Here is a 24,947-nt window from a genome sequence, read left to right on the forward strand (position 1 = left end):
TCGGGGTCGCGTGCCCCGTACGCCTCCTCCCGGCGCGGTCGTGACGAACCGTGGTGGACGAAGGGCTTGCGCGTCAAATCCTACGCCACGTCATGACGCAAATGCGCCTCATTCCCCATGGGGCCGGTGGCTTTCGGGCAACAAGGGACGCGCCGCGACCCGGAGGTTGGCATAGGCCGCCCCGGCAATGATTGTGCCGCCCAAGAGGACCATCGGATCCAGCGGCTCGGCGTAGAAGGCCGCGCCGATCAGGGCGATGATCGGGAGGCGCGCGAAATCCACCGGCATGACGGTCGAGGCGGGCGCCTGAGACAGCGCCTTCGTCAGGCAGAAATGCGCGGTCAGGCCCGCCAGCCCGATCAGGGCCAGCCAGGGTGCAGTCGCCGCATCGGGAAGGGCGATGTCCCCATCCCACCCCGCGCAGACCAGCCCGAAGAGCAGTTGCAGCGCCGTCAGCCAGAACAGGATCGTCACGATGCCGTCATGGCGGGTCAGGCGCCGTGTCAGCAGGTTCGTCAGAGCGAAGAAGAGAGCCGCCATTCCCGCCCAGAGCAGGCCCACGGAGAGCTCTCCGGAAAAGGGCCGGGCGACGATCAGAACGCCTGCGAAGCCGAGCGCGGCGATCACGTACTGCACCGGCCGGACACGTTCGCCGACGATCAGGGGGGCGAGGACCAGAACCCAGAGCGGCGACGTGAATTCAAGGGCGAAGACCTGCGCCAGCGGGATCAGCGTCAGGGCATAGAACCACAGGTTCTGACCCGCGAAATGGGCGATGTTCCGGGTGACGTGCAGCGGCAGGCGCGCCGCCGAAACCTCTCGCAGCCTGCCGGTCAGACCGGCAACGGACAGGACGATGCCGAGCCCGATCACCGAACGGAACAGCATGATCTCGAACGTGTCGTGCGTGTCGGACACCGCCCGGCCCGCAACGGCCATCGACGTGAAGGACACGATCGAGCCCAGCATCCAGGTCGCCGCGACGAGCGTCGTCCGATCCATCAGCGGCGGGGTCCCGTGGTATCCGCGATCCGCAGGCGAAAGGGCGAGCGATCAGGCAAGCGGGCGGATGCGGAGGAGCGTGATCCGGTTGGCCTCGCGCCCGCCGACCTCGAACCGGAAGTTGTGGAAGCTGAAGACCTGGCCGACCGTGGGAATCGTCTGGGCCTCATGGATGACCAGTCCGGCCACCGTATTCGCCTCGTCGTCCGGAAGGTTCCAGTCCGTCGCGCGGTTCAGGTCGCGGATCGTCATCGCGCCGTCGATCGTGAAGGTCCCGCTTTCGTCAGGCTCCAGCATCGGAACGTCCGGCTCGTCGAACTCGTCCGTGATCTCGCCCACGATCTCTTCGAGAATGTCCTCGAGGGTTATCAGGCCCTGCAGGGCGCCGTATTCATCCACCACCAGCGCAAAGTGCGTGTGCTGCCTGAGGAACTGGCGAAGCTGGTCGTCGAGCGTCGTCGTCTCGGGGATGAAGTAGGGGTCCTTCATCACCGCGCCGATCTCAAGCTCGGCAAGACGGGTCAGGTCGCCGTCGGCGCCCCGGATCAACTCATCGATGCGGCGCAGCAGGTCCTTGGCGTGGACCACGCCGATAATGTTCTCCGGCTCGCCACGGAAGACGGGGAGGCGCGTGTACCGGCTGGCGAGGCACTGGTCGAGGATGGCCTCCGGGGAGGCTTCGGCGTCCAGCATCTCGATGCCGGAGCGGTGGAGCATGATCTCTTCCACCGTCCGTTCGCCGAGGTCGAGCGCGCCGAGCAGGCGGTCACGGTCCTCTTTCTGAACGCCGCCTTCGGTGTGGCCCTGTTTGATGGCGCCGAGGATTTCCTCGTGAGCGGACATGATCCGGCTGTCCGGGTCGATATCGACGCCGAACGCCTTGAGGATCAGGCGCACGAAGGCACGGACCACGTCGACGACGGGCGCGAACAGTTTTACGACGATCGCAATCGCCGGAGCCACGCGGGACGCCGCGGATTCCGGGTTCGAGATGGCATAGGTCTTCGGAAGAACCTCCGCGAAGACGAGCACGAGGGCCGTCATCACCAGCGTGGCGACTGCCACGCCGCTTTCGCCCAGCACGGCAGTGAAGAGGGCCGTGGCGAGCGAGGCCGACAGGATGTTGACGATGTTGTTGCCCAGAAGGACGGCGCCGATCAGGCGCTCGCTATCCTCGGTCACGGCGAGCGCGCGCTCGGCCCCCTTGGCGCCCTTGTCGGCCTGACTGCGCAGCTTCGCGCGGCTGGCCGCCGTCAACGCCGTCTCGGAGCCCGAGAAGAACCCGGACATCATGAGAAGGAAGAGAATCGCGCCGGCGATGCCCCAGGCGGCGCCCCATCCGATTGTCGCTGCGGTTTCCATCCTGCGCCATTAAGCGCGCGTTCGCCCACCATCAAGATGGCCGCCATCGGCGACGGCGGATTTCGTCGGTTCGGGCGGGACGCCCGAAGCTCAATCCGTAAGCGGATGTTGGGTCAGGACCAGATCGCGCAGGCGGCTTTCCAGCACGTGGGTGTAGATCTCGGTCGTGGAGATGTCGGAATGGCCCAGAAGAACCTGGATCGCCCGCAGATCTGCGCCGCCGGACAGCAGATGCGTGGCGAAGGCATGCCGCAGGACGTGCGGGCTGACCTTGCCGGGGTCGAGACCGGCTGCGGCCGCAAGCGTCTTGATGCGGGAATGGAACCAGACACGCGTCAGGTGCCCCGACTTGCCGCGCGACGGAAAGAGGTGGCGCGACGGCGCCTTCGGGTCCTCCTGCGCGTCGCGGAGGTCGAGCCATGCGGCGAGTGCCGCGCGCGCCGGTCCGGACAGCGGAACCATTCGTTCCTTACCGCCCTTGCCACGGACCAGCAGCATGCGCGGATCACCCCGGCTGGCGGCGACGGGCAGGGACACCAGCTCGGTGACGCGCATTCCCGTCGCATAGAGAAGCTGCATCATGCAGGTGTCGCGCACCCGGTCCGTCTCGGTCTGCGCAAAGGTCCGCGCCGCTTGCAGGATCGCGTCGACCTCGGCTTCGCTCAGCGTCTTGGGAAGCGCCTTGCGCCGCCCGGGACCCGAGATCCGGATGGCCGGATCGTCTTGCCGCAGGCCCTCGTCATAGGCGAACCGATAGAGCCCGCGGATCGCCGAGAGGCGGCGGGCGCGGGTCGAGGCCGCGAGGCCCTCTGCGTCGCAGGCGATCAGGAACCGCTCGATATCGCCCCGTCGCGCGGTTTCGACGCTCTCGCCTCGGGCCTCCAGATGGGCGGCGAAGGCGTGCAGATCGTTCCGATAGGCCATCAACGAATTGGTGGCGGCCCCCCGTTCGGCAGCCTGCGCCTCGAGAAAAAGGTCGATCCAGTCGCTCATCCGGCGAGGAGCAGGTGGAGGGCCGTGCGTTTCGCGCGATCCTCCATGCCGACCGAGCGGAGAAAGGCAAGTGCGCGTGTCACGTCGCGCGGAGGGGTATCGGACCCGGCCGAAAGGCTTGTCGCGACCTCGAGCATCGCCTCGCCGATCCGGTCCGACTGCGCCATGCGGGCCAATTCGTCGTCCGTCACGGCCTGCGGGGCGAAAGCCGATGCGATCGCCGCCGGGAGATCTCCTGCGAGCGGCGGAAGAGCCTCGCCGCGGGCGAGTGCCGCGGCGAAGGCGAGACGCGGGTCCGACGTCCGGGCATTCGCCGCTGCCGTCTCATAGGCTGGCGAAAGGAGACCCAGACGCAGGGCCGTATCTCCGCTGACTCCTGACGCGACGACCCGTTCGCCGATCATGGCCGCCAGAGCGTCCAGCAAGTCGGCCTCCTCCATGAGCGCGACGGCATCGCGCAGCTCGCCCGCCGGATCGGCCCCGCTGGCCAGAGCTCGTTCGAGCCGAGCCACCGCGGAGGCCCGTTCCCACACGCCGCCGGAGGCCGAGGGACGCCGTTCCGTATAGAGTGCAAAGAGAGAATCCGCGCTGATCGCCCCGGCGCGCGCGAGACGTTCGGCAGCCTCGATCTGGGCCTTCCACCCGCTTGTCGGACTGAGGTCCGCGCCCGCGAAGCGAAGCGGCAGATCACGGGTCGCGGGCCGCTCTCCCATGCCTTCGAGCAGGCGGAAGGCGAGCGGCGTCATCGGGCGCGGCGGGATCGGTGGCGGCTCACCCTCGAATAGCTCGGGATCGAGAAAGCGGGCGAGGAGCAGATCTTCTTCCGGACTGGTCACCTGAAGGGCCCGGCCCGTTTCCAGCGCCAGCGCGGCGGCCTGCCAGTCCCCCGACCGCGAGAGGCAGTAGATCCGAGCGGGCAGTCCGGGTGCGAGGTCCGGCCTGTCCAGCATGGTCGCGCAGGCTTCCTCGTCGTAGCCGGTCATCAGCGCGACGTCGAAGAGGCGCGCGAATGTCTCTGGCGTGTCCGCCCCGGCCCGTTCGAGAAGCGCCTGGGCCGGGTCAAGTGCGCCGACCTCCACCAGAGCGTCGATCCGCGCGTGGAAGACACTGTCCGGGTCCGTCGCCGCACGCGGCACGTTCAGCTCTGCAAGAAGAAGCAGTCGCACGATCCCTTGCAGGGCAGGGGGCATGTCCCCCGTCGGACGCGACAGCAGGTCGGCCAGCCTGTCCGGCTCGGATCCCGCGACGGCATCCGGCGGGAGCCCGGTCGCGTCCGAGCCGAGAAGGCCGACCGCGTCCCTGCGCACTTCGCCAAGGGGGAGGACCGCGACGTCGCTTTCCGACGGGGCGGAGGCCGGGGGTTCGTCCGGCGCCTCGCCGAGAGGGGGCCGGTTCAAGGCTTCCCTGAGCCAGGGAATCACCGTGTCGGGTTGCTGGGCGAACGACGGCGTCGCGAGGCACGCGGCGACCACGAGGAACAGATTAGCCCGCATCGATCTCGATCTGCTCGCTCTGCGGGGCCGTCTCCGGCTCGAGCAGGAAGGAATATCCGTAAAGGCCCGCGACGACGATAATCGCAAGGATCAGAAGGTATTTGAGGAACCGCAACATGCCCTGCCCCTGAGGCTTCTTCTTTGGGCGCGACTTTGCCGGGTGGGGTTCCGCTTGGCAATGCGGGTGGCAACAGGCAGGAAGGCGGTGTGGCAACAATGGGCAGACATATGCCGGGCGAGGGGCGGCCCATCGTCCTGGTGGGGATGATGGGATCCGGCAAGACCGCCGTGGGAACGGCCCTGGCCGAGCGGCTCGACGTTCCCTTTCGGGACACAGACGAAGCCATCGTGGCCGCGTCCCGGATGAGCATCGCCGAGATCTTCGAGAGGGATGGCGAGGCGTTCTTCCGGGCCAGGGAGCGGGAAATCCTCAACCGGCTTCTGGACGCAGGCCCCGGTGTGGTGTCGACGGGAGGCGGCATCTTTCTCGACCAGCGGAACCGGGACGCGATCGCGGCACGGGGCGTCTCCGTCTGGCTCAGGGCCAGCGCGGATCTGCTGTGGTCGCGGGTGAAGCATCGGACCACCCGGCCGCTCTTGATGACATCCGATCCTCGCGGAACGCTCGAACGCCTGCTTGCCGAACGGACGCCGCATTACGCAAACGCGCAGGTCATCGTGGATGCGCATGCCTCGTACTCGATTTCAGACATGGTGGATCACGTGATTGAAGCCTTGCTTCAAATCAGCCCGGAAACCTCTGCATGACCGAAACCGTCCGGGTGGAGTTGGGACGGCGGAGCTACGACGTTCTCATCGGGCCGGGGCTGATCGATCGCGTGGGCCCGCTGATCGAGCCCCTTTCGCCGCGCGGCCGCGTCCTGATCCTGACCGAAGAACGCGTGGCCCCGCTTTGGCTGGAACGGCTGAGGGCGGGGCTCGACGGGCTGGACGCGCCCGCGCTGACCTTGCCGGCCGGCGAGGCCACGAAGTCTTGGGACGGCTTAAGTCGCTCAGTCGAATGGCTGCTCGATCAGCGGCCGGAGCGGTCGGATATCATTCTCGCACTGGGTGGCGGGGTGATCGGGGACCTCGCGGGCTTTGCCGCTGCCTCGGTGCTTCGCGGCATCCGCTTCGTACAGGTTCCCACGACCCTGCTTGCGCAGGTCGACTCTTCGGTCGGCGGCAAGACCGGGATCAATACGCGTCACGGCAAGAACCTCGTGGGCGCGTTCCATCAGCCGTCGCTGGTGCTGTGCGACACGTCAGTTCTGGACACGCTGCGGCCTCGCGATTTCCGGGCCGGGTATGGCGAGGTTGCGAAATATGGCCTGCTTGGCGACAGCGCCTTCTTCTCGTGGCTCGAGAGCAATGGACCGGCGCTTGCAGCGGACGAGAGCCTTCGGCGAGAGGCGGTCCGCCGGTCCGTGCAGATGAAGGCAGACATCGTCGCGCGGGACGAGACCGAAGCGGGGGATCGCGCGCTCCTCAACCTCGGACATACATTCGCACACGCTTTGGAGGCGGCGACGGGCTATTCCGACCGGCTGTTGCACGGCGAAGCGGTGGCCGTGGGGTGCGGCTTGGCATTCGACCTATCGGCGCGTCTTGGATTGTGTGCGCAGGAATTGCCGGGACGGGTGCGAGCGCATCTGGCGGAGATGGGGCTGCCGCATGACCTGCGGGACATTGACGGTCCATTGCCAGGGGCAGGGGCCCTGGTCAACCTGATGGGACAGGACAAGAAGGTGCGCGACGGCAAGCTGCGCTTTGTCCTCGCGCGGGGTGTCGGTGAGGCCTTTGTGACGTCGGACGTGCCGCATGAGAGTGTGGTCGATGTGCTGTCGGACAGCCTGAGAGGGAAGTCTTAGCTAAGACTTCCCCGAGCGGAGCCTTAGCTAAGGCTCCGCTAGCCAAATCCTCGACTGAGGATTTAGGATCAGGTGAGACGCCGGATGGGTTCGCGGTTGCAGAGGATCACGAACTGCCCAGCGTTCTCGACCGTGGCGAAGCCGCGCCGGCGCATCTCGGCCAGGAATGCCTCACGGCCGACCATGCGTTCGACATCCCGTGCCTTCCGACGAATGACGGCACCCTGCCGCGCCGCTTTCGACGACAGGATCTGAGTGAGCCATTGCTCGGCGACCGGGGAAAGAAGGTAGCGCTCGTCCATATCCTGATGGATGACACGCCTCGGTTAACGCCCCGCTAACGTCCGCAGGCGTCGCAGGACGGCGACGCGAATCGCACTGGCAAGACCCGCGCTGACGCCCCGCTCTCGGTCGATGCGCGCGGCAAGGGCGTTGAGCGAGACGCCTTCATCCTGGGCCATGCGCTGGAATTCGTCCCAGAACGGCTCTTCCAGCGAGACGCTGGTGCGATGGCCGTGGAGCGTCAAGCTGCGCTTTCGCGGGCGGGCATCCATCACTCCCGCTCGTGACCATCCAGGTGCCGGCGCGCCCGGTGCGCAGCGGCGTCTTCCTCGGCTTTCTGGGCCTTCGTGCGACCGTGACGGGCGGCGTTGGCGTCCGCCTCGGCCCGCTTGGCATCGCGCGTGCGAGCCTTGCGGGCCGCCCGCAGGTTGACGACCTTGCCGCTCACTTCGGTCCGATCATCAGTTCGGGGCGAACGACCCGGTCAAAGGTCTCCTCGTCCACGAGACCGAGCGCGATCGCCTCTTCGCGCAGCGTCGTGCCGTTCCTGTGCGCCGTCTTCGCGACCTTGGTGGCATTGTCGTAGCCGATCGTGGGGGCGAGCGCCGTGACCAGCATCAGGCTTTCTTTCATCAGCTTGTCGATCCGCTCCACGTTGGCCTTTGTGCCGACCACCATGTTGTCGGTGAAGCTGCCCGCCGCGTCGCCCAAGAGCTGCATGCTCTGCAACACGTTGTAGCTCATCATCGGGTTGTAGACGTTGAGCTCGAAATGGCCCTGGCTGCCGGCAAAGCCCACGGCGGCGTCGTTGCCCATGACATGCGCGCAGACCATGGTCAGCGCCTCCGCCTGGGTTGGGTTCACCTTGCCCGGCATGATCGACGATCCCGGCTCGTTCTCCGGCAGGATCAGCTCGCCCAGGCCGGAGCGTGGACCGGAACCCAGAAGGCGCATGTCATTGGCGATCTTGAAGAGGCTTGCGGCCACCGTCTTGAGCGCGCCGGAGAACATGACCATCGCATCGTGCGCGGCCAGCGCCTCGAACTTGTTGGGTGCGGTCACGAACGGCAGCCCTGTGATCGAGGCGATCTCGGCGGCGACCTTCTCGGCAAAGCCCTTCCGGGTGTTGAGCCCGGTGCCCACGGCCGTGCCGCCCTGCGCCAGTTCGTAGATGTCCGGAAGGCACGCCTCGACCCGTTCGATCCCCTTGGCGACCTGATGCGCGTAGCCGCCGAATTCCTGGCCGAGGGTCAGCGGGGTCGCGTCCTGCGTGTGGGTGCGACCGATCTTGATGATGTCCTTGAATTCATCCGACTTGGCCTCCAGCGCCTGATGCAGCTTGCGAAGGCCCGGCAGCAGGGTGTCGCGGGCCATCATGCCGATGGCGACATGCATCGCGGTCGGGAAGGTGTCGTTGGACGACTGGCCCATGTTGCAATGATCGTTCGGATGGACCGGTTCCTTGGAGCCGATCGTGCCGCCCATGATCTCGATGGCGCGGTTCGCGATGACCTCGTTGGCGTTCATGTTGGATTGCGTGCCGCTGCCGGTCTGCCAGACGACGAGGGGGAAGTTGTCGTCGAACCTGCCGTCGATCACGTCCTGCGCGGCCTGCTGGATCGCCTTGGAGCGGTCCGGGTCGAGATCGCCGAAGTCTTCGTTCACGATGGCCGCCGCCTTTTTGATCGCTCCGAGCGCGCGGACGATGGCAACCGGCTGGCGTTCCCATCCGATGGGAAAATTCATGATCGAGCGCTGGGTCTGTGCGCCCCAGTACTTGTCCGCCGGAACCTCCAGAGGGCCGAAACTGTCGGTTTCTGTGCGGGTATCGGTCATCGGTCGGACTCTCCTGTCGTCATATCGCGCGCGGGGGCCCGTGGATCGGGCCGCCAGGCGTGCCAATTGCGATGAGTGTCCTATCGCATGCCATTTCCCGCGTCGGAAGAGGGCCACGCGATCCGATGCCCATCCAGATAGAAATGATCCGGGCGCAGGTCGAGGCCGCGTCCGGATCCAATTGGCCGGGGTCAAAAGAAGATGTCGTCCGCGAGTTCTGCCGCGGATATCCCGTAGACGGTGATGGTCGTCCCGCCATAGGACAGGATCGCCGCACCGCCATGGTCTTGAAGGCTGAAGCCTTGGATCACGATGCTGTCTTTCGGAACGTCGAAGACAATTCTGTCAACGTCGTTCTCGAAATCCAGGATGCGATCGTTCCCGTCCGCGAGGCCGAAAACGAAGACGTCCGCATATCCCTCATCGGCGCCCCCGTCGCTTGGGTTATCGCCGTAAAGAACGTCGTCGCCTTTCCCCCCTCGGATAATATCTTCACCAGAGCCGCCATAGAGACGGTCATTTCCCTCTTCGCCGAAGAGTTGATCGTCACCGTCACGCCCAAAGACCCGGTCGTCACCGTCACCGCCATAGACTACGTCCGCACCGTTGCCGTCTCGGTCATCGGCGTAGACGACATCGTCACCCTTACCGCCGTAAACGACGTCACTGCCTGAACCGGCGTAGATTCGATCGTTACCGCCTTCCCCCAAGAGGCTGTCGTCACCGTCGCGCCCGTAGATGCGATCGTGCCCGCCGCCGCCATAGATCGCGTCATCGCCTCCGCGGCCATCGAGATGATCCCGACCTGCGCCGCCATCGAATACATCGTCCCATGGTGTGCCGATTATCGTGTCCCGTCCGCCTGTCCCACCAAGGTCAGGCTCGCCTTCATAGCAGCCACCGCAGACGGTGTCGCTGTCCTCAAAAGTCAGGACCTGCGCGCGAAGCCTCGCTATTACATCAGAAGCAAACATCTCCCATTCCCCCTTACGCTAAAACTACAGGCGCCGTCCGCTTCGGAACTCATGAAGACACCGGCTTTGGCCTCATGGCCAAACCCGCCACTCGTAACCACCGAAGCGACGGCAGGTCGAAGACTCTTCGAATAAACAAGGAGCCGCCTTGACGGCGATCATTGACGAATTCGAAACAATGCCGAAACGAGGGAGCTTTCGGCGCGGGTGAGGGCGCAGGATCGCCAAATCCTCCCAGCTTGGCGCCCTCGCAGGACCTACAGGGTTTTATGCATTGAACGCACAGCCTGCCCGTGGCGCTTAGCGTCCATCCTCTTGGAGGTTGAGGGCGACATAAACCACGGCAGCCAGGGCAAAGCCGACGAGCGATGCGACGCTCTGCGACACAGAGCTGAGCGTGATGACGGAGATCAAACCGACATACATCGATCCGATTGCCGCTTTGGCACGCGGCGCGCGCAGGAAGAGTGTCCCGAATGCAGCGGGCAGGAAGACGGCGAGGCTGTTGAAGGCCGCGATGATCGTGTCGAGCGTGTCCGAGAAGAAGATCGCGGTCAGTGCCGTCAGGCCGACGAGGGTCATGATAACGAGACGAATGCGCCGCATCGGCATCGACCGGTCGACTGTGCTGACGAGCGGCATAATGAAGGTGTCGATGGACGACATGATGCAGGCCACGAACATGATGGTGGCGATCCATGCCATACCTGTCGGCGCAAGCAGCGTGAATGTGCCGTACATGTCGGCGCCGTCAGGGGCCCAATATCCCGCGTAGGCCATCAGCAGAAGCAGCGAGCCACAGACGAGTGCGGCCATGGCATAGCTCGTCTGCGCGACCCGGGTCGAGCCTGCAATCGTAATGCGTTGCCAGTTGTCCACGGCAAGAAGCGCGCTCCACGGAATGAACAACCAGATGCCGACAAGTATGGCCGGTTCATATTGACCAAACGACAGGAACGGCGCCGCATCGCCTTCGAGGCTGGGCAGCCCGAGTGCAAGGACAGCACCGCAGATCACGATCAGGCCAGCCTGAACGATATCCGTCTGGACCGCGGCGCGGTAACCGCCGAGGAGGAGGTAGCCAGCGATGAAAACGGCAGACGCGACGATGGCCAGCGAAGGCGCATTCCCGAAAACGGGGGCCGCGATCAAGCCGAGCGCACCCAGTTGCACCGCGGATCGCAACACGAAGACGAACGCCATCGGGATCCAGATCCATATCAGTCTCTCTGTGCGGTGGGTCCGGGCCATCAGATCGACCAGACCCACCGCCTCATTGGCTTCTGCGCGGCGACGGATCAGCGGGGCCATGACGGCGCAAAGCAGGAGACCGAGGGAATAGGCACCCACGACGGAGAACGCGATGACCGGTGCCTGATTGGCGAACAGGAACAGCGCGAGAAAGCTTCCGATGCCGATATTGCCTGCCACCGCGCCGGCCAGCGTCGCGACCAGTCCGTTCCCGCCTTCGTTAGTCAGAAATTCCGAGCGCGGGTCGATTTCTTCTTGCGCTCGCAGAGCGAAGAGACGGCTCGCAAGCACCGGCAACAGCATCAGCGCAAGAACGCAGAGCGCGATCAGAGAGGCCTGAAACTCCAAACGGGTCTAGCCGTTGACGATCAGCCCGAGTGGACCCTTCAGAAGTCGTGCGGTCAGATCATGCTGTCCCTTGGCGCCGACCTTTTCGTAGATGCGCTTCAGATGCGTTCGCGTTGTATTGATCGACACTGTGTCGCGGGCCGCGATCTCGTTCGGCGACAGCCCGTCGAGAAGGCCGAGCGCGGCTTCGGCCTCTTTCTCGGTCAGTCCATAGGCAAACCGGAGCAGTTCGGTCTTTTCGGCTGTCGTGCCGATCTGATTGGCCGGCCTGAGGATCAGCACGCCCGACGGTCCGCCGATCTGAAGGGCAGTCTGCCGAAGGGCCTTCGGACGGAAATGAAGTCCGACAGCCTGTCCGTCGACCATGAACAGAGCTTCGCCGTGCCCGGTCGCGCAGGCTTGCGCGAAGTCACGGTCCGACAATTCCGCGATCGCCTTCGTCAGTGCGGGAAGGTCTGAGTCGTCCACGTTCTCGCCGCTCAGCTCCGAAATCACCCGGGCGAAGTGCGAGTTCGCGAATTTGACATCCATATCGGACGAAATCACCGCCATACCGATATCAAAACGCTCGATGACGTTTTGCAGCACCGCCCCAATGGTCGCCGACTGCATGATCTGGCGGTTCAACTGATAGGATCGGTCCCAGTGGGGCATAAGCGCCGTAACCATTCGGTCGAGCGTCTCATCGTTGGGCGTGGCGTGGGAAGAGAGCGCGTAGGTGAAACGGTAAAGCATCTCGACCCAGCGGCTTTCGTCGTCGATAGCGCCGTAGCAAAGCTCGACCAGAGCGTCCTCGCTTAGATCGCCAGCGTTGGGATCGAGGCCGAGCTGCGACAGGACGTTCGAAGAGATATCGGCGATCGAGACGTTTTCGTTGTCTCGGCTGCTCAATGCCTCGCCTTCGTACCAATGGTGGATCACCTGCGAAATCCCGAGGCGCCGTTCCTCGATGAACAACCCGGCCCGACCTTTTTCGAAGCAATGAGATGTGACATCGGTGATATTCATCGTCTCGAAATGGCGCTGCATCGGCGCAACAAACTTGCCGTTCGCCGTCATTGGGTCGTCACCGCCGTACAGGAGCAGGATCCGCATACCGTCGGCCACTTGGGATCCCTGCGGCCAGCGCCAGGCATTCGGGATGCCGCGAAAAATCTCGTGGAAGTAACCGGTGGTCGGCGTGGGCCATGCATACGGGTCCTGCAGCAACTCATCGGTGATCGCGGGGTCGCTCGAAATCACATCGATCAGCCGCTTGCGGTCATTTAGGCGCGCGCTGAGAAATGTATACAGTTGGTGCATCGTCAGTTCATCGGGCGCGTCTTCGGGGTGCATCTTGGCGCGGGCCTGCATGAATGACCGCGCGAGCCGCCAGATGATCGGTTGATTTGGCGGCGGAGTGATGAAGACGATGGAGCGAGCCAGATCGGGCCAGTCCTTCAGGATCTCGAGGACGAGCGTTGCGCCGATATTCGGCGCGACGATCATTCTGTCCTCCCAAGCCGTCTTCGCAAATGCCGTTTCAAGACCGAGCTTGAGATCCGATACGAGGCGTTCCCAGCCCTCGTTCATGTCCATATGCGCACGCGGCGCCCGAGCGCCGCTTGAGTAGCCGTGTCCACGCAGGTCCGTCCCGTGAACCTGCCAGCCGCGTGCCGCTACACCTTCGATCGTGGGCCGGAGGTTCAGCGTGTGTTGCGCCTGGGAATGAGCGACGAAGGCGACGCGGCTCGTCTTGTCTGCCGGCGTGAAAACCCTGTGAACCAACGAGATGCCGTCCGCAGTCACGAGATTCGTCGTCTGCATGGACACGTTCTGGCCCTGCGTCATACGCCCGGCATACATCTCTCCCACAGTTCCTCTTCACTCGTGACAAGTCACGCGAGGCTACACTGACTTCTCTCAGGCCAACAAGTGGCGAGGTCTTGGGTATAACGGGGTTTTTACGGCCAACGGGCGCGAGAGAACCCGGCTGCCCGCGTGCGTGATAGGGGCGTAACGTTGCTTGGTCCCCATACGTCGACGATTACGGTGCGGTGAAAAGACACATCTCTTCTGCAGAGGCCAAACGAGATCAGCGCCGGAGGTAGCGCATCGACACCCAGCCTTTCACGGTGCCTCTTGTGACCGCGCACCAGTCGCTATCGCATCGCGCCAGTATCTCGACACCGCAGGCACCGGCGGGCAGCGTGCCGATCTTTCCGTAGCCCGCCCCCGGACCGACGCGCACATTGAGCACCGTCCGGACACCAGTGACGCACCCACGCCCGACCGGCAGGGCGGTTCCGTTCGCGCGCGCGAGAGACGTGAAGACCAAATTCGCGTTCGGTCCGTCATATCGATTGTCGACAATCCGGCAACTCATGTTCGACACGACTGGGGCTGCACCCTTCAGCGTGAAGTCTTCGCCGGTCCGGAACGCGCCATGGACGAAATAGTCGATCTCACCGCAATTCGTGTTGAAGATGCGACTCATGCCGTCGAGGATCCCGTTCGTAACACGTCCTTCGAATAGCAACGTGCCCGGCCGGACGCCGATGTTGGCGAGACCCGCGCGCGGTTGCTGATAACGGATCCGGACCTCGCTGCCATCGACGCTCAGCACCATGCGCGATCCGTTGTGGTCGTAGAAAAAATCGGCTGCGCGGACGGCCTGGGGTCCCACAAGCATGCTCGTGAGGAGCGCAGCGAGTACGATTAGTGACTTGATCATCGAACCGCCCTCAATTCGCTTCGGGTGACAGGTAAAGGCCTGGCAACCAGCCGGCGATCTGCCCATTCGAGATCTGGCACCAGGTCCGGGACAACATGTCTGTCCGTGCGGCCATATCCGCGCGCTCGAAGGCCAGAGAATCGATGCGGTGGACCCGCTCGTCGCAACCCAACATCGTCAGTCCGGACGCATTCGCGGTGATGCTGCCAGTGACCGCCGCGTTGCGATCGGGCTTTTCACGGAGCCGCAGGGTTCGGCCCTGTGGAACGTTGTGCAAACGGTAAGAGACACCGTAGATCCCGATTGCCGGTGTGTCGAAGACCTCCCTTGGTGAGAGGCCGTTCGTCGGCCTGACCAGCTCGACCAGAAGGATTTCGTCTTCCACGAACAGAGTGCCGCGCGGGACAGCGGGCGCCGAAGAGGGTAGTTCGACCAACAGCCGCCCCTGTTTGCTCTCACCGGACTGCCCGGCATAGACGACCAGATCGAAGGCGACCGCTTCGGAGGTCCAGGTGGAGAGGGTGAAGACCACATCGTGGTCCTCCGCTGTCTCGAAGAAGCCGCGGAGTTTGCCGCTGGCCGCCAAGCGGTCTCCATCGAGCGAAAATGCGATCTCGCCGAGATTGTCGCCCGTTTCCTCAAGGATGGCCCATGCATCGGTAAAAAGCGGTCGGGGCCCTGCGCCGTTATTCGAGACCGGGCCGGGGTTGGGGGCGGGCGTGCTGCGTCCGTGTGATTGAGCAATCCGGTTCGGCCCGTTGATCATCCGCAGGATCGCGCCCCGGTCGACATTTCCCTGATATCGGGCCGGATTGGCCCGTAGATCGGCAAAGACGGCGTTCTGGCACGCGGTCTGTTCGCACAAATGCGGACGTGTCCGGACGACGCCCTCGTAGTCCAATCCCCTTTGTCGGTGGTGTATGGAGCCGTGGAATGAGTTGCCGTCCCGATGCAATCGCAACAACCTGTCATCACGGTCGCCGGGCAGGCGGAACGTCGTCTCGACCGTCTCGCTGGCATGGTTCAGGTTCACGATCGTCGTGCCGGTTGACCGCACCGCGACATATCCCCTCCCGTCTGCAAGCGACCGTAACTCGTTGCAGAATTGCAGATGCATGGAGGTGGGGCAGGCTTCGCCGCGGTTGACGAATACGGAGAAATCGACAGCGGCTGTTCTGGCTCCGCGGAAGTGGAGGACGTCTGCTTCTATGGCAAAGGCTTGGTCGAGACCGGATAGAACGTAGCCGCCATACAGCGCGCTCAGATTGTCGCGGCGGTTCGGTTCGGTGGCGGGCTGCGGAACCGGGCGATTGCCGGTCTCAAGCCAGGATTGGAACGGCCCTTCAGTGAAGTTGACATCGCCGAATGGATAGCCGACCCGGTGGGCATCGGCGTATTTCAGGGGCGAGGTCTGCGCGGATGTCCGTGTTGCGGACCATTTGTTCGGGCTGTTTGCGGGCAACCCGTTCGCAGACCAGTTCCAACGCCCGTTCAACCGGTCTCCATCGCGCCGCCACAGAACCGTGCCCCATCGGCCGTCGGTATACATGAAGATCGCATGAACGAGCTCGTCTTTGCGTCCGAACACAAGTCCCTCGATCGTGCCCCGTTCTGCGTAATCGCCATAAAGACGATCGCCATCTCTGATGAGGCGAAGCTCTCCGTAATCGGATGTCCAGGTACCGGACCAATCGGCGGCCGAAACCTGGCTTGCGAATGCGAGTACAAAGAGCGCGAGGGCCCGCATGGCTGCCCTTGCCCAGACGTTCAACATGCTGTTCATTTCGTGGCCTCAAGCGTCGTGTTGTCGATGTACCGAAAACGCGACTGGACGCCGCCGCCGGGAGCGATCATCGCCTCGATCAGGTTCATGCCGTTCGCCATAGTGCGGTCGACCGTGATCGCGCCGCCCTCGCGGACGCATGCATAGAGCAGGGCACAGGGCTCTTCGCCTCTTACAGGGCAGATAGTGAAGTCGCCGCCACCGAGAGGCGTGTATTCGTACCCGGGGCCCGATCCTACCGGGTTCGGCACATCGGGTGTGCCCGCATGCTTGGTGCACGCGTCCGGGCCGCCCTCGAAGCTGGAGCATTCGAGGTATTCCTGCGTGCGGTAGGGGTTTCCATCGACCGGCTCGCCAAGCGTCTTGAACAGGACGCGGCCGCCTCCAGCAAAGATGGTGGGACGCATCAGGCATAGATTGTCGCCGCGGTTGCCGAGCCCCTCGAGCGTGGTCTGCCCTTCTACAAGGGCATAGGCTCCGACCGGAACGGGAAGATCGGCGATGGCGACGCGCTCTCCAGGTCCGTCATCCGTCACGGGCGTCCCCGCCGTGTCGTCCTTAGCCTGCACGAGACGAGCAAGAACCCGGCCATCGGAGGCAAAGAGGCCTACCGGTCCGTCCCATGCCGCGTCGCCGGTTTCGATGATCAGGCTCGGCTGGTTGGTCTGACCTTCGTAGAAACGGCGAGGGGTTCCATCTTCGATGAAGCTGTCCGAGCGGAGTTGGATTCCCCCGCACTCGTCGGTGCCGCACCATCCTGGTGCCATCCTGATTGCTGCGAGCGGGTCGGGGCCATCGGGCCAGGACAGATCGCCGATGCAGGCCTTGTCGATCTCCCGAATAACATGAAACGCGGCGCCTCCGGCTGCGGTGGTGTCGTTGACGGAGCAGTCGAAGGCAGGCGTGGAACCGGTGTCGGCACCCGCGGATGCGACGACCTCCCCGCCGTCGAAGCGCTGCCTGAACTGCCGGTCGTTATCCAACCACTGGATGACTTCGACCGACAGCGCCCGGTCTGTCCGCAACAGATAGAATTCGAAATCATCCATCAGGATGGAAAATGCGTCGTCCTGATTGGCTGCCTCTTCGGACGTGCCATGGGCCCATTCCCGCAGCAGCGATCCCGGCAGCTCGATGCTGAACGCTGGGCATTGAGCCACGGGCTCGCCGCACCATCCGTCGGGCAATTCGATGACCGAGCCATATCCTGCGAGGGCCGGAGCAACGACGTGCGCGTTGTCTGCAAGGCGGACCCGCATCGGCGCGCCATGAAGCGCGTCAGCAGCTAGCTCGACAATTGCCGAAGAGCGTTCAGCGGGACGAGGCGCAGTCGTGCCGCTGCCATGCATCAACTCGTAGTCCCGAAAGAAGTCCAGGTCGCCCATCATCGTGGGCTCTCCAATACCGAGGCGCGCGTCCGACCCGGCTACGATGTCGAGAATGATTGAGACATCGTTCTCCAATTCGATCATGGCAGGAACTGGGTCGTTCAGATCGAAGAAGCGCCGATAGGAGGCCGGCATTGTCAGCGTTGCGGGGTCGCAATGGCGGCTGTCGGTCCAGCACCAGCGCTCGTGTAACACCAGCTGACCATCGCCGGTTTCAGGAAACGTCAATTCCGCGTGGACGATGCCGCTTTCGGCATCGACGAAACTGATCGGTTCAGCGGCAGCCCGCTCCGCCGTGGCCAGTGCGGCGAGTGCCAAAACAGGCATTCCGGGGAAAACAACCTTGGTCATCTGTTACCTTTCGTGAACGATATTCAGCGAGGTGCGGCATTTGCCTTGCGGCCGTGCGCCTAGCTGCCGCCGAGATCGATCGGACCGACGAAGGTGAAGGCCATCGGCTCCGTCCCACTTCCGCTGACATGGAGGTCCTTTTCCGCCTCGCCGAAGCTGGAGATGTCGAACCTGTAGCCGTCGACGGATATCGAGCCTGCCGCGAACTCGCCTCCGATGAGATGGTCGACGGCGTCATACGCGACAGTGATCCGCCGACCGGGACAGCTCGTTCCGTCACCGCACCACCCGTCGGTCAGCACGATCGTAGCATCTTGCGTGGTAGACGGGCCGAATACGACGTGGATCTTCGGATCTGTCCCCGAATAAGCGAAGGCGTAGGCCGTGCCGGAGAGCCCATCTAGCGGATCTCCGGCATTTGTGTCCGCCTGCGTTCCGGACAGCGCGGAGGCCGCCCCTTCGAGCACGAAGCGCCGCGTCATGCCGCCTTCGCTTACCTCGATCGCATCGCGGATTCCGTCCGGATTGACTGTCGCGGTTCCGACGTCCCAGGAGTCGACGAATGTCTCCGTGCGTCCACTGCGCAGAGCCGCCACGATGTCTGCAGAGATCCCTGCAATTGACCCCGCGCAGCGCGTCTCGTCCCCGCACCAGCCGGCGCCCATGACGATCCGAGCCTGCCCCGGCGCCGCACCCTCCGGGAAGTCGATGCGCACGTAATCCCTTTGGGTATCCGGATCGACGAAGCGCAGATCGGTATCGCCGCTTGGTGCAGTCGCCGATGCAGTGCTCTGTGGCTGTGCCGTTTGAGACGCGGCTATGGGGGCCAGGACCGCCTTCTTCACGAGACACCCGCCGTACTTTACAGCGGCGATTTCGATGCACCCAACGTAGTCGGGAGAAGTGAAGATGGCCTTGTCGGCTTCGCTCAAGGCTTCGCCTTCGCCAACTTCGATACGGATGTCCTGAAAATCACCTGGGATATCTACGACGAGTTCGCTTCGCCGACCGCCATATCCTTCTCCGCCGACATTCGTGATCCAGGTACCGGTCGGCAGGTAGAATGGCGTCGGGCCATCCTCCGTCGCGCCATAGCCGCCGCGCCAATAGTTCCGGCCCGATGGCACCTCCTCGTACCAATAGGTCGTCTGGCTCACGACAGGCTGGCCGTTTGCCTCTCGCGCGTCGATGAAGACCCGCGTGACGTCGAAAGAGAAATCCATCGCCGTCGGCCCGTTGACCTCGATCAATTGCTCAGCGGTCGTCGTCCGGTCGATGTTGCCGCGAACCAGGTAGGTACCCGCGGCAAGAGGGAATTGCAGATCGCTGTAGGCCTCGCTGACGATGGCCTCGTCGGAGATGGCGCCGTCAATCACTGGGTAGACGCTGAAATAGGCCCAGCCTGTTGTTTTGACCGAGCCTTTGGGCGGACTTTCAGGATCGTAGGGCAGGCCGGGATTCAGGAAGGGATTGATCTTGAGTTCGGCAGAGAGGCTGGCCTCGACGACGTGCTCACCCGCACCCTCTGGTATGTCGAACTCGTAGCGTGCCGTGTAGCCGCCAGCGGACCCGCCCTCTCGGCGCAGCGTGGCGATGTATCTGCCGGGCTCAAGCGAGCCAGTCGCCGAATTGCCGTTCGCTTCGGGATAGGCGAATTGGAACGCATCGGGCTCAAGGGCGGTGCCATCCGCGCGTTCGACCGTGCCGCTCAACTGCCGTGTTCCGAGCTGTTCGCCACCATCGGTGTCGCGGAAGACGAAGCGGACATCGCGTGTCGTCGCGGCCTCCGGCCCGAAATCGTCCTCGCTGGACGCGATTGCCGGGGTCGACACGGTTCGACGTAAGGCATTGCCAAGCTCGTCGCCGTTGCTGGCCGAAAGGTAGAGCCCGCCGGTATTGTCGGCGAGGCACTGGACCTGTGTGCCATCTTCCTCCGACAGGCCGAAACCCACGACATGAGCGGTGAAATCAATGCCAGCAGCCTCGAGTTCGCGGCCGAGCGCGCATGGATCCGCATCGCAGGTCTCGATGCCATCCGTCACCAAGACGACTGTCGCGGCGTTCTCGGTATACCTCAACTCGTCCGCGGCCATGCGGACCGCATCTGTCAGTGGCGTCTTGCCCTTGGGTTGCAGCCGGTTTGCGGCATCTACGATCCGCGGGACCGAGAGGTTTGCGGGACCGATCGGCACGACCGTTTCGATATCAGCGCAGACCCCTTTCTGCCGATGGCCATATGCGATCATGCCGATCTGCATATCGGACGAGACCTCGGAGAGGACGGATGACAACGTCTCTCGGGCGATCTCGATCTTCGTCCTGCCGTTGATCTGTCCCCACATGGACCCCGAGCCGTCGAAAACGAAGACGATGTCGGGGCTTTGTGCCAGCGCGGGTCCGCAGGGTGCCGAAAAGATGGCCGCTGCACACAATGTCGTTCTGACATGCTTCATCACCGTACTCCTGTCACTGGAAAATCCGTCCGCACGCGGTGGGCCGATCGGTCGCCACGCAGGGGTTGGCCGGTCGGCAAATCGAAGTGGAGGCCGAAAGGCGGGCCAGCCTGAATAGACGCCCCCACAATCCGGGATTGCAGTGAAGCCCCGGCGATCGTCGCGTCCTGCATCAGGGCCTCCAGCCGATCAGATCGGAGAGCGGCGTGTTCGTGCCGCGCAACACGGGACTGCTGTGTTTGGGACTGCATGACACCAGCGCCACGCAAGCACCGTCATCCGCCGGCGTATATCCCGGGCGGCAGAGATACGGCTCCGCCGTCTCGGTCTCACCAAGCGCGTAGACGCGGTGCTCTCCATCCGGATCGGGCGCGAAGCTGCCATTCATCTTGCGGGTTTTTCGGCACGATATCATCCCCTCAGCATCCTGATGGCAGGCAAAAGCGGCCCGGATGTTGGCCTCGGGGGGAGCATCGCCCTCGGCTTCCGCGATGCGCAGAACGAGCATGAAACCGTCTTCGGTGAAGATACGAGGCTGCTTGCGGCAGTTTTCGGTTCGTGCCAACTGCCGCAGCCGTTCGGGCGTGAGCTCGTCTCGCGAGTTACCCTGAAGCTGGTCGTCTGTCAGCTTCTCGATCGGGATGCTGGCCATCATCTCCGTAAAGGCTTCCATCCGCTGCGACAGGACGAAATCACCGAAGACGCCCGTAATCGGGAGCGGCGCAAGCTGTGTTGTGTCCCAGGCTCTCTCCCGCGCGGCCGCCACGTCGAAGGCGCCTTCGCCGATCTGGGCCGGAGGGGGCGGTGCGGTAAAGGCGGCGTGCGTGGCGTGGGGTACCACGGGGCTATAGTCGGATGGACAGCGCGCCAGAAGTGTCGGGTTGCCTTCGCCATCGATCTCGCCGAGGGCAATCAAGCCGTCGTCGAGGATGGTCAGCCGCTGAAATTCGGCCGCCCCCGATGTGGCCGGCACATTCAAAACTCCATCGACCACATCTGCCTTGGCACAGGTGGCAAAACGCGGACCCGGTTCGCAGACATAGCCGCCCGCCACATCCAGCGACGCTGCCCCGACCTGCAGGGAACGTAGCTGGCCGTCAGCGGACAGCACCCATTCCGAAAGCGGACATATGATCTCGGCCGGCAAGGTGTTCTCGTAATACTGCCCTGCAAGCTCCGAAAACGGTCCGCTGTCGCCAAAACCGGGGCGGGATATAAGCATGAGGCCGAGGGCCAGAATTGAGCCTGCCTTGCCCATTTTGAACGTACTCCTTCACCATTCGTCGGAGCATGATGGCAGACACCGGGGGGATCCCTGTCATTCATCTGGGTGATGGGGTCGGTTCCAATCTCGCGTAGCTTCCGAACAGAAATGATCGAGATCGGGGTCCGGACATGGCGAGACGCAGCATGCTTTCCGCAACGCTTTGTCTCTGCGCATTTTCCGCGTCGGCGCAGGTTCTGCCCGAGGATCTGTCGCCAGGGGAGATGCGCACGGCTGTCGATGCCCGGATTGTCGAAATCATGCGCGACGGAGGAGTTTCGCGACCGAGCGACTGGGTCGACCAGGCGCTGAGTGTCGAAGAAGAGCCGGAGGCGCTGCTGGAGGGCCAATGCCTGTGGTACCACGACACCGGGTACGCGCGCGACTGCAAGACGTTTGCGGCGGAGAGCCAAGTCGATGACCCATTGCGCCTTGCCCGTGCGGTGCGCTTTTCGCAAGGCAGCTGGACACCGCCACCGGGGTCCGGCCCCCTTCTCGATCAGGTGCTCAGAGATAGCGAAGCGCTGAACGAGCATTTGTCCAGGCTGACGTCAGAACGGGTGACGGGGTTCGATCTGCCGGGGTCAGCCCTTGCGTACGACCCGCCGCGGATCGACCCGGCAGAGCTTTTGCCAAAAGCCGATGCGCCCCCAAGTGATCGCGACCTAATCGGCCTCGTCGGCGATCCGATGAGCTGTGACGGCCCGAGCCTGCCGCATGAGTTTCAAGGATTGGTCCTGAAGACGGTGAGCCTGCCGCGGGAACTGCATGGCGCCGAAGGCCTGCTCGCGGTTATCGAGACCGAAGCGGGCCTCGTCCTGCCGGGGCTGGTCTTCCGCGAAACGGAGACCGAGGCGGCGGTGATGCTGCCTGCGCACCCTGCGGGCCCGGCTGGGGGTGAGGCGTACCTGACGCTGATGTTCGATGACGGCCCGCTAAACATTCGCCGTCAATGCGCGCCCCGGCCGATCTCGATATCGCCGCCGCCGGTGCAGGAAGGCGCCTATCTTCGCAAGCTCGAGAACGACACGGCGCTTGCGGAAGAAACGAATGCCGTTGCCAAAGCACTCGGAGGGCCCGAACCGTTCGACGCGAGTTGGCTTGAGGCGCGGGCGCGTGAAACCGAGGAAATGCGCCGTCTCTACAATATCGCAGAGCCGCAGGAGCAGTGGGCGCTCGACATGTCCGCCACGGTCCGGTTGACGTTTGTCGCCCAGCACGGGTTGGGCGCGGATAGACTGAGGACACGCCAGAATACCGCAGCGGAGCTTCACCCTCTCAACACCGCCTCTGATCCGCAGCAGCAACAGACCCATGTCACGCCCGGCACGATCCCGATGACGCTTGCGGCCGATCCCAATTTCCGCGGAGACGGGCTGGAACAGATAGGCTCGAAATTTTCTGAACCGTTCTTCTCGCAGGCCTTTCCGACGGATTTCGACGTCTACAAGGATGCCTGTCCGGCGACCATGGATGACCTTGAGTATTTCATGCGGATGCACGGAGCAGGATCCTTCGCGCAGACCCGCAATGCGAAACTTCTCTATACCGGTGCTTCAGTGCTTGGGGGCCTCTCTGCACGGCTAGCGGTCATGAGCGCCGGAGGCAAAGGCGCTGCCGCCGACATCCCAGACAAGTTGGTCAATTTCGGCGCTGCGATCTACAGCATTCATCTTGGGTATCTCGATGGAATGATGCCCTACGAACTCACCAGAATTACCGCCGAGATCGACGGAGCGATCCTTTACGAAGACCAGTCGGACGGCGAGTTGCGTGTACGTGATATGGTGCTGCACACCAAGAGCAAGGGTTGGGACGCGGCCAAGGCTGGGGTGGATCTGGCGCTCGCGGCGCAGGGGCTTCTGGGCAAATCTGCCGTGGGGGAACTTGCAGGCGGTGTCTCTGGCCGCCTGGGCGGCAAGCTGACCACTGATCTTGCGAAGAAGGCAACGCAGAGTACCGAACAAGCGCAGAAGATCGTGATAGGCCGATCGATCAATGCCATTCAGGCGGCTGTAGATGATGTGATCGGCGGGGTCGTCGGCTATCATCAGGGTGAGATGATGAGCGCGCTTTACGGCGATCTGACCAAGTCGTCGCAAAAGGCCGGCAAGGGATTGAAGCATCAGGAATGTGCGATCCCGATGGCAACCAATAGGGATGCCCAGATCACCCTCCGTGACCCCCAGCTTGTTTACGAATACCAGGAGTTCGGTCGCTACCGTCCTGTGAGGGCAGGGCAGGCGCAGCTTGAGATTCAGCCGAACACCAAGGACCGGCGTTACGGCGCCCACGTCACCTACGCCACCTTGCCGAAATTCACCAAGAACGTGCGCGTCCCGCAGATCCAGATCGCGCGTGAATACGGGGATCATGTCATTCAGGCGGGCGATCCCGTGTCTTTCGGCGCCTCGCTTGTCAACGCGACCTCGCCTCAGACGCGACTGGAATGGGATCTGCCCCAAAGTCCATTTCTGACGCACAGTATCAGCCCGGACACATTTGGCGTCACCGCGACGACCTCGCGCAGGCTGGAGAACTATCCTGGCGTGGCGACGGCGCGGCTTACCGGAGAGTTCCTCCCGGAAAGCGATGCGGCGGATCGCTTCATCGAATTCAGCGTGCAAGCCGGTGGGCTTTGGCTTGTGCCGACGCGCAGTTGCCTGTCGCCAGGGATGGAATCCGAGGTCATCGCCTTCGATCAGCGCACGAGAGAGCGCGTACCCGCGCGCAACCTGGTGTTTCGCACGCTCGAGCGGGGAAGCTCGGTCGATGGTCAGGGCATCGTGCGGACCGATCGGAAGATGGACGAAGTGACTGTCATCGCGCGTGGCGTCGGCGCCAACGCCTATCGCGGGCGCGTGACGTTGCGCGGTACCTGCGATTGCGGAACCGACTTCTTCGATCAGCGCCTCGTCACGGATACCGCGCAGCCTGGCTTCGCTGCGGCTTCGGGGCGGCTCACACGCGAGGGCACCGCAATTGAAACCCTGGCGGGTGCCTTGCTGCGCAATCTGCCCACCGCCGATGGATACGAGATTTTCGGTCTGAATGGCGTCTTCGAGGCGCGGGTGTCGGGTACGGTGAGCGGCTCCATGCGCAAGGAGTTGCCGCTCGATGTCGTCAGCACCAGGGCAGAGGGGCCGTATGGGCCGACTTGCGAGATCCTTACCGCCGGGATCTCGCCGCTTTACATCGGCACAGGGATGCATCTGTCCCGACCCGGGATCCTTGTCCCTGACCTATCCGAAGACTTGGCGGCAAACCGGTTCGATCTGACCGGCATGATGTTCGATCTTCGGGAACTTGGCGGGCCGGAAGGCTACGTGATGGCCACGCCGGTCGGTGTTCCCCGGGTGAAGCTGGTGCGATTTGGCAGCGAAGAGATCGTCTTGACCATATCGGGCCTGTTCGAAGCGGAGCAGATGCGCGGATGGGGCGAGAAAGCCCGCGTCTTCGTGGACGTTTCTTTCCGGTCTTCGTTGCAGTGATACAGTAATCCCGCAACGCCGACACGGCGGCTCTCAAGGATTCAGGTTCCGCTGGCGGCACCATAAGGATGCGAGCCCGAGAGGCGGCGCCA

General features: G+C 63.7%; 20 protein-coding genes. 3 read left to right on the forward strand and 17 right to left on the reverse strand.

Going from position 1 to position 24,947, the window contains the following annotated elements; genetic code table 11:
* Positions 1–108: 108 nt before the first annotated feature.
* The 5 genes from jaqu_RS10895 to jaqu_RS22230 all read right to left on the reverse strand — a co-directional run bounded on the left by jaqu_RS10895 (position 109) and on the right by jaqu_RS22230 (position 4,968).
* Positions 109–1,002: a DMT family transporter gene (locus tag jaqu_RS10895; protein WP_043919003.1), complete on the reverse strand. Its 894-nt coding sequence runs from the start codon at positions 1,000–1,002 to the stop codon at positions 109–111.
* Positions 1,003–1,053: 51 nt separating this feature from the next.
* The gene (locus jaqu_RS10900) at positions 1,054–2,364 is read right to left on the reverse strand and encodes an HlyC/CorC family transporter (protein WP_043919004.1); all 1,311 of its coding nucleotides are present in this window, start codon (positions 2,362–2,364) and stop codon (positions 1,054–1,056) included.
* 90 nt (positions 2,365–2,454) lie between these two features.
* On the reverse strand, positions 2,455–3,357 hold the full coding sequence (locus jaqu_RS10905; protein WP_043919005.1) for a site-specific tyrosine recombinase XerD: 903 nt from the start codon (positions 3,355–3,357) through the stop codon (positions 2,455–2,457).
* Complete coding sequence (locus tag jaqu_RS10910; RefSeq protein WP_043919006.1) at positions 3,354–4,850, reverse strand: hypothetical protein; 1,497 nt, start codon at positions 4,848–4,850, stop codon at positions 3,354–3,356. The genes jaqu_RS10905 and jaqu_RS10910 overlap by 4 nt, the downstream gene beginning before the upstream one ends.
* Complete coding sequence (locus jaqu_RS22230) at positions 4,840–4,968, reverse strand: hypothetical protein (RefSeq protein WP_269078987.1); 129 nt, start codon at positions 4,966–4,968, stop codon at positions 4,840–4,842. Before jaqu_RS22230 ends, jaqu_RS10910 begins: the two co-directional genes overlap by 11 nt.
* Before the next feature lie 98 nt (positions 4,969–5,066).
* On the opposite strand from jaqu_RS22230, the gene jaqu_RS10915 reads away from it, so the two are divergent.
* Positions 5,067–5,618, forward strand: coding sequence for a shikimate kinase (locus jaqu_RS10915; RefSeq protein WP_043919007.1), 552 nt, complete (start codon positions 5,067–5,069; stop codon positions 5,616–5,618).
* Positions 5,615–6,721, forward strand: coding sequence for a 3-dehydroquinate synthase (aroB, locus tag jaqu_RS10920; protein WP_043919008.1), 1,107 nt, complete (start codon positions 5,615–5,617; stop codon positions 6,719–6,721). Before jaqu_RS10915 ends, aroB begins: the two co-directional genes overlap by 4 nt.
* 68 nt (positions 6,722–6,789) lie before the next feature.
* On the opposite strand, the gene jaqu_RS10925 is transcribed toward aroB, so the two are convergent.
* The 12 genes from jaqu_RS10925 to jaqu_RS10980 form a co-directional block, all read right to left on the reverse strand.
* Positions 6,790–7,023 (reverse strand): hypothetical protein, encoded by a 234-nt coding sequence (locus jaqu_RS10925; protein ID WP_043919009.1) that lies wholly within the window; start codon positions 7,021–7,023, stop codon positions 6,790–6,792.
* Between the two features lie 24 nt (positions 7,024–7,047).
* Positions 7,048–7,275: a ribbon-helix-helix domain-containing protein gene (locus jaqu_RS10930; RefSeq protein ID WP_043919010.1), complete on the reverse strand. Its 228-nt coding sequence runs from the start codon at positions 7,273–7,275 to the stop codon at positions 7,048–7,050.
* Complete coding sequence (locus tag jaqu_RS10935) at positions 7,275–7,451, reverse strand: DUF4169 family protein (RefSeq protein ID WP_043919011.1); 177 nt, start codon at positions 7,449–7,451, stop codon at positions 7,275–7,277. The genes jaqu_RS10930 and jaqu_RS10935 overlap by 1 nt, the downstream gene beginning before the upstream one ends.
* Complete coding sequence (gene fumC / locus jaqu_RS10940) at positions 7,448–8,839, reverse strand: class II fumarate hydratase (protein ID WP_043919012.1); 1,392 nt, start codon at positions 8,837–8,839, stop codon at positions 7,448–7,450. The genes jaqu_RS10935 and fumC overlap by 4 nt, the downstream gene beginning before the upstream one ends.
* Positions 8,840–9,030: 191 nt before the next feature.
* Complete coding sequence (locus jaqu_RS10945; protein ID WP_052500922.1) at positions 9,031–9,813, reverse strand: calcium-binding protein; 783 nt, start codon at positions 9,811–9,813, stop codon at positions 9,031–9,033.
* A gap of 300 nt (positions 9,814–10,113) precedes the next feature.
* On the reverse strand, positions 10,114–11,412 hold the full coding sequence (locus jaqu_RS10950; protein WP_043919013.1) for an SLC5/6 family protein: 1,299 nt from the start codon (positions 11,410–11,412) through the stop codon (positions 10,114–10,116).
* A 6-nt stretch (positions 11,413–11,418) separates the two neighbouring features.
* Complete coding sequence (locus jaqu_RS10955; protein WP_236687836.1) at positions 11,419–13,200, reverse strand: serine aminopeptidase domain-containing protein; 1,782 nt, start codon at positions 13,198–13,200, stop codon at positions 11,419–11,421.
* Between the two features lie 286 nt (positions 13,201–13,486).
* Positions 13,487–14,125 (reverse strand): SH3 domain-containing protein, encoded by a 639-nt coding sequence (locus tag jaqu_RS20675; protein WP_161793862.1) that lies wholly within the window; start codon positions 14,123–14,125, stop codon positions 13,487–13,489.
* Between the two features lie 10 nt (positions 14,126–14,135).
* A complete protein-coding gene (locus tag jaqu_RS10965; RefSeq protein ID WP_043919015.1) occupies positions 14,136–15,908 on the reverse strand; it encodes a hypothetical protein in 1,773 nt (590 codons plus the stop codon).
* Positions 15,905–17,647: a hypothetical protein gene (locus jaqu_RS10970; RefSeq protein WP_043919016.1), complete on the reverse strand. Its 1,743-nt coding sequence runs from the start codon at positions 17,645–17,647 to the stop codon at positions 15,905–15,907. The genes jaqu_RS10965 and jaqu_RS10970 overlap by 4 nt, the downstream gene beginning before the upstream one ends.
* 59 nt (positions 17,648–17,706) lie before the next feature.
* Positions 17,707–20,100, reverse strand: coding sequence for a vWA domain-containing protein (locus jaqu_RS20680; RefSeq protein ID WP_052500924.1), 2,394 nt, complete (start codon positions 20,098–20,100; stop codon positions 17,707–17,709).
* A 172-nt stretch (positions 20,101–20,272) separates the two neighbouring features.
* Complete coding sequence (locus tag jaqu_RS10980) at positions 20,273–21,358, reverse strand: hypothetical protein (protein WP_043919017.1); 1,086 nt, start codon at positions 21,356–21,358, stop codon at positions 20,273–20,275.
* A gap of 923 nt (positions 21,359–22,281) precedes the next feature.
* On the opposite strand from jaqu_RS10980, the gene jaqu_RS10985 reads away from it, so the two are divergent.
* On the forward strand, positions 22,282–24,855 hold the full coding sequence (locus jaqu_RS10985; protein ID WP_161793863.1) for a hypothetical protein: 2,574 nt from the start codon (positions 22,282–22,284) through the stop codon (positions 24,853–24,855).
* The last annotated feature ends 92 nt before the right edge of the window (positions 24,856–24,947 follow it).

This window comes from Jannaschia aquimarina, from assembly GCF_000877395.1.
Classification (GTDB): domain Bacteria; phylum Pseudomonadota; class Alphaproteobacteria; order Rhodobacterales; family Rhodobacteraceae; genus Jannaschia; species Jannaschia aquimarina.

Coding starts and splice junctions, on each gene's coding strand:
- jaqu_RS20680 (WP_052500924.1), bottom strand. CDS start 20,100: ATGAAGCATGTCAGAACGACATTGTGTGCAGCGGCCATCTTTTCGGCA.
- jaqu_RS10985 (WP_161793863.1), top strand. CDS start 22,282: ATGTTCGATGACGGCCCGCTAAACATTCGCCGTCAATGCGCGCCCCGG.
- fumC (WP_043919012.1), bottom strand. CDS start 8,839: ATGACCGATACCCGCACAGAAACCGACAGTTTCGGCCCTCTGGAGGTT.
- jaqu_RS10915 (WP_043919007.1), top strand. CDS start 5,067: ATGGGCAGACATATGCCGGGCGAGGGGCGGCCCATCGTCCTGGTGGGG.
- jaqu_RS10970 (WP_043919016.1), bottom strand. CDS start 17,647: ATGACCAAGGTTGTTTTCCCCGGAATGCCTGTTTTGGCACTCGCCGCA.
- jaqu_RS10930 (WP_043919010.1), bottom strand. CDS start 7,275: ATGGATGCCCGCCCGCGAAAGCGCAGCTTGACGCTCCACGGCCATCGC.
- jaqu_RS10905 (WP_043919005.1), bottom strand. CDS start 3,357: ATGAGCGACTGGATCGACCTTTTTCTCGAGGCGCAGGCTGCCGAACGG.
- jaqu_RS10965 (WP_043919015.1), bottom strand. CDS start 15,908: ATGAACAGCATGTTGAACGTCTGGGCAAGGGCAGCCATGCGGGCCCTC.
- jaqu_RS10980 (WP_043919017.1), bottom strand. CDS start 21,358: ATGGGCAAGGCAGGCTCAATTCTGGCCCTCGGCCTCATGCTTATATCC.
- aroB (WP_043919008.1), top strand. CDS start 5,615: ATGACCGAAACCGTCCGGGTGGAGTTGGGACGGCGGAGCTACGACGTT.
- jaqu_RS10895 (WP_043919003.1), bottom strand. CDS start 1,002: ATGGATCGGACGACGCTCGTCGCGGCGACCTGGATGCTGGGCTCGATC.
- jaqu_RS22230 (WP_269078987.1), bottom strand. CDS start 4,968: ATGTTGCGGTTCCTCAAATACCTTCTGATCCTTGCGATTATCGTCGTC.
- jaqu_RS10925 (WP_043919009.1), bottom strand. CDS start 7,023: ATGGACGAGCGCTACCTTCTTTCCCCGGTCGCCGAGCAATGGCTCACT.
- jaqu_RS20675 (WP_161793862.1), bottom strand. CDS start 14,125: ATGATCAAGTCACTAATCGTACTCGCTGCGCTCCTCACGAGCATGCTT.
- jaqu_RS10910 (WP_043919006.1), bottom strand. CDS start 4,850: ATGCGGGCTAATCTGTTCCTCGTGGTCGCCGCGTGCCTCGCGACGCCG.
- jaqu_RS10945 (WP_052500922.1), bottom strand. CDS start 9,813: ATGTTTGCTTCTGATGTAATAGCGAGGCTTCGCGCGCAGGTCCTGACT.
- jaqu_RS10900 (WP_043919004.1), bottom strand. CDS start 2,364: ATGGAAACCGCAGCGACAATCGGATGGGGCGCCGCCTGGGGCATCGCC.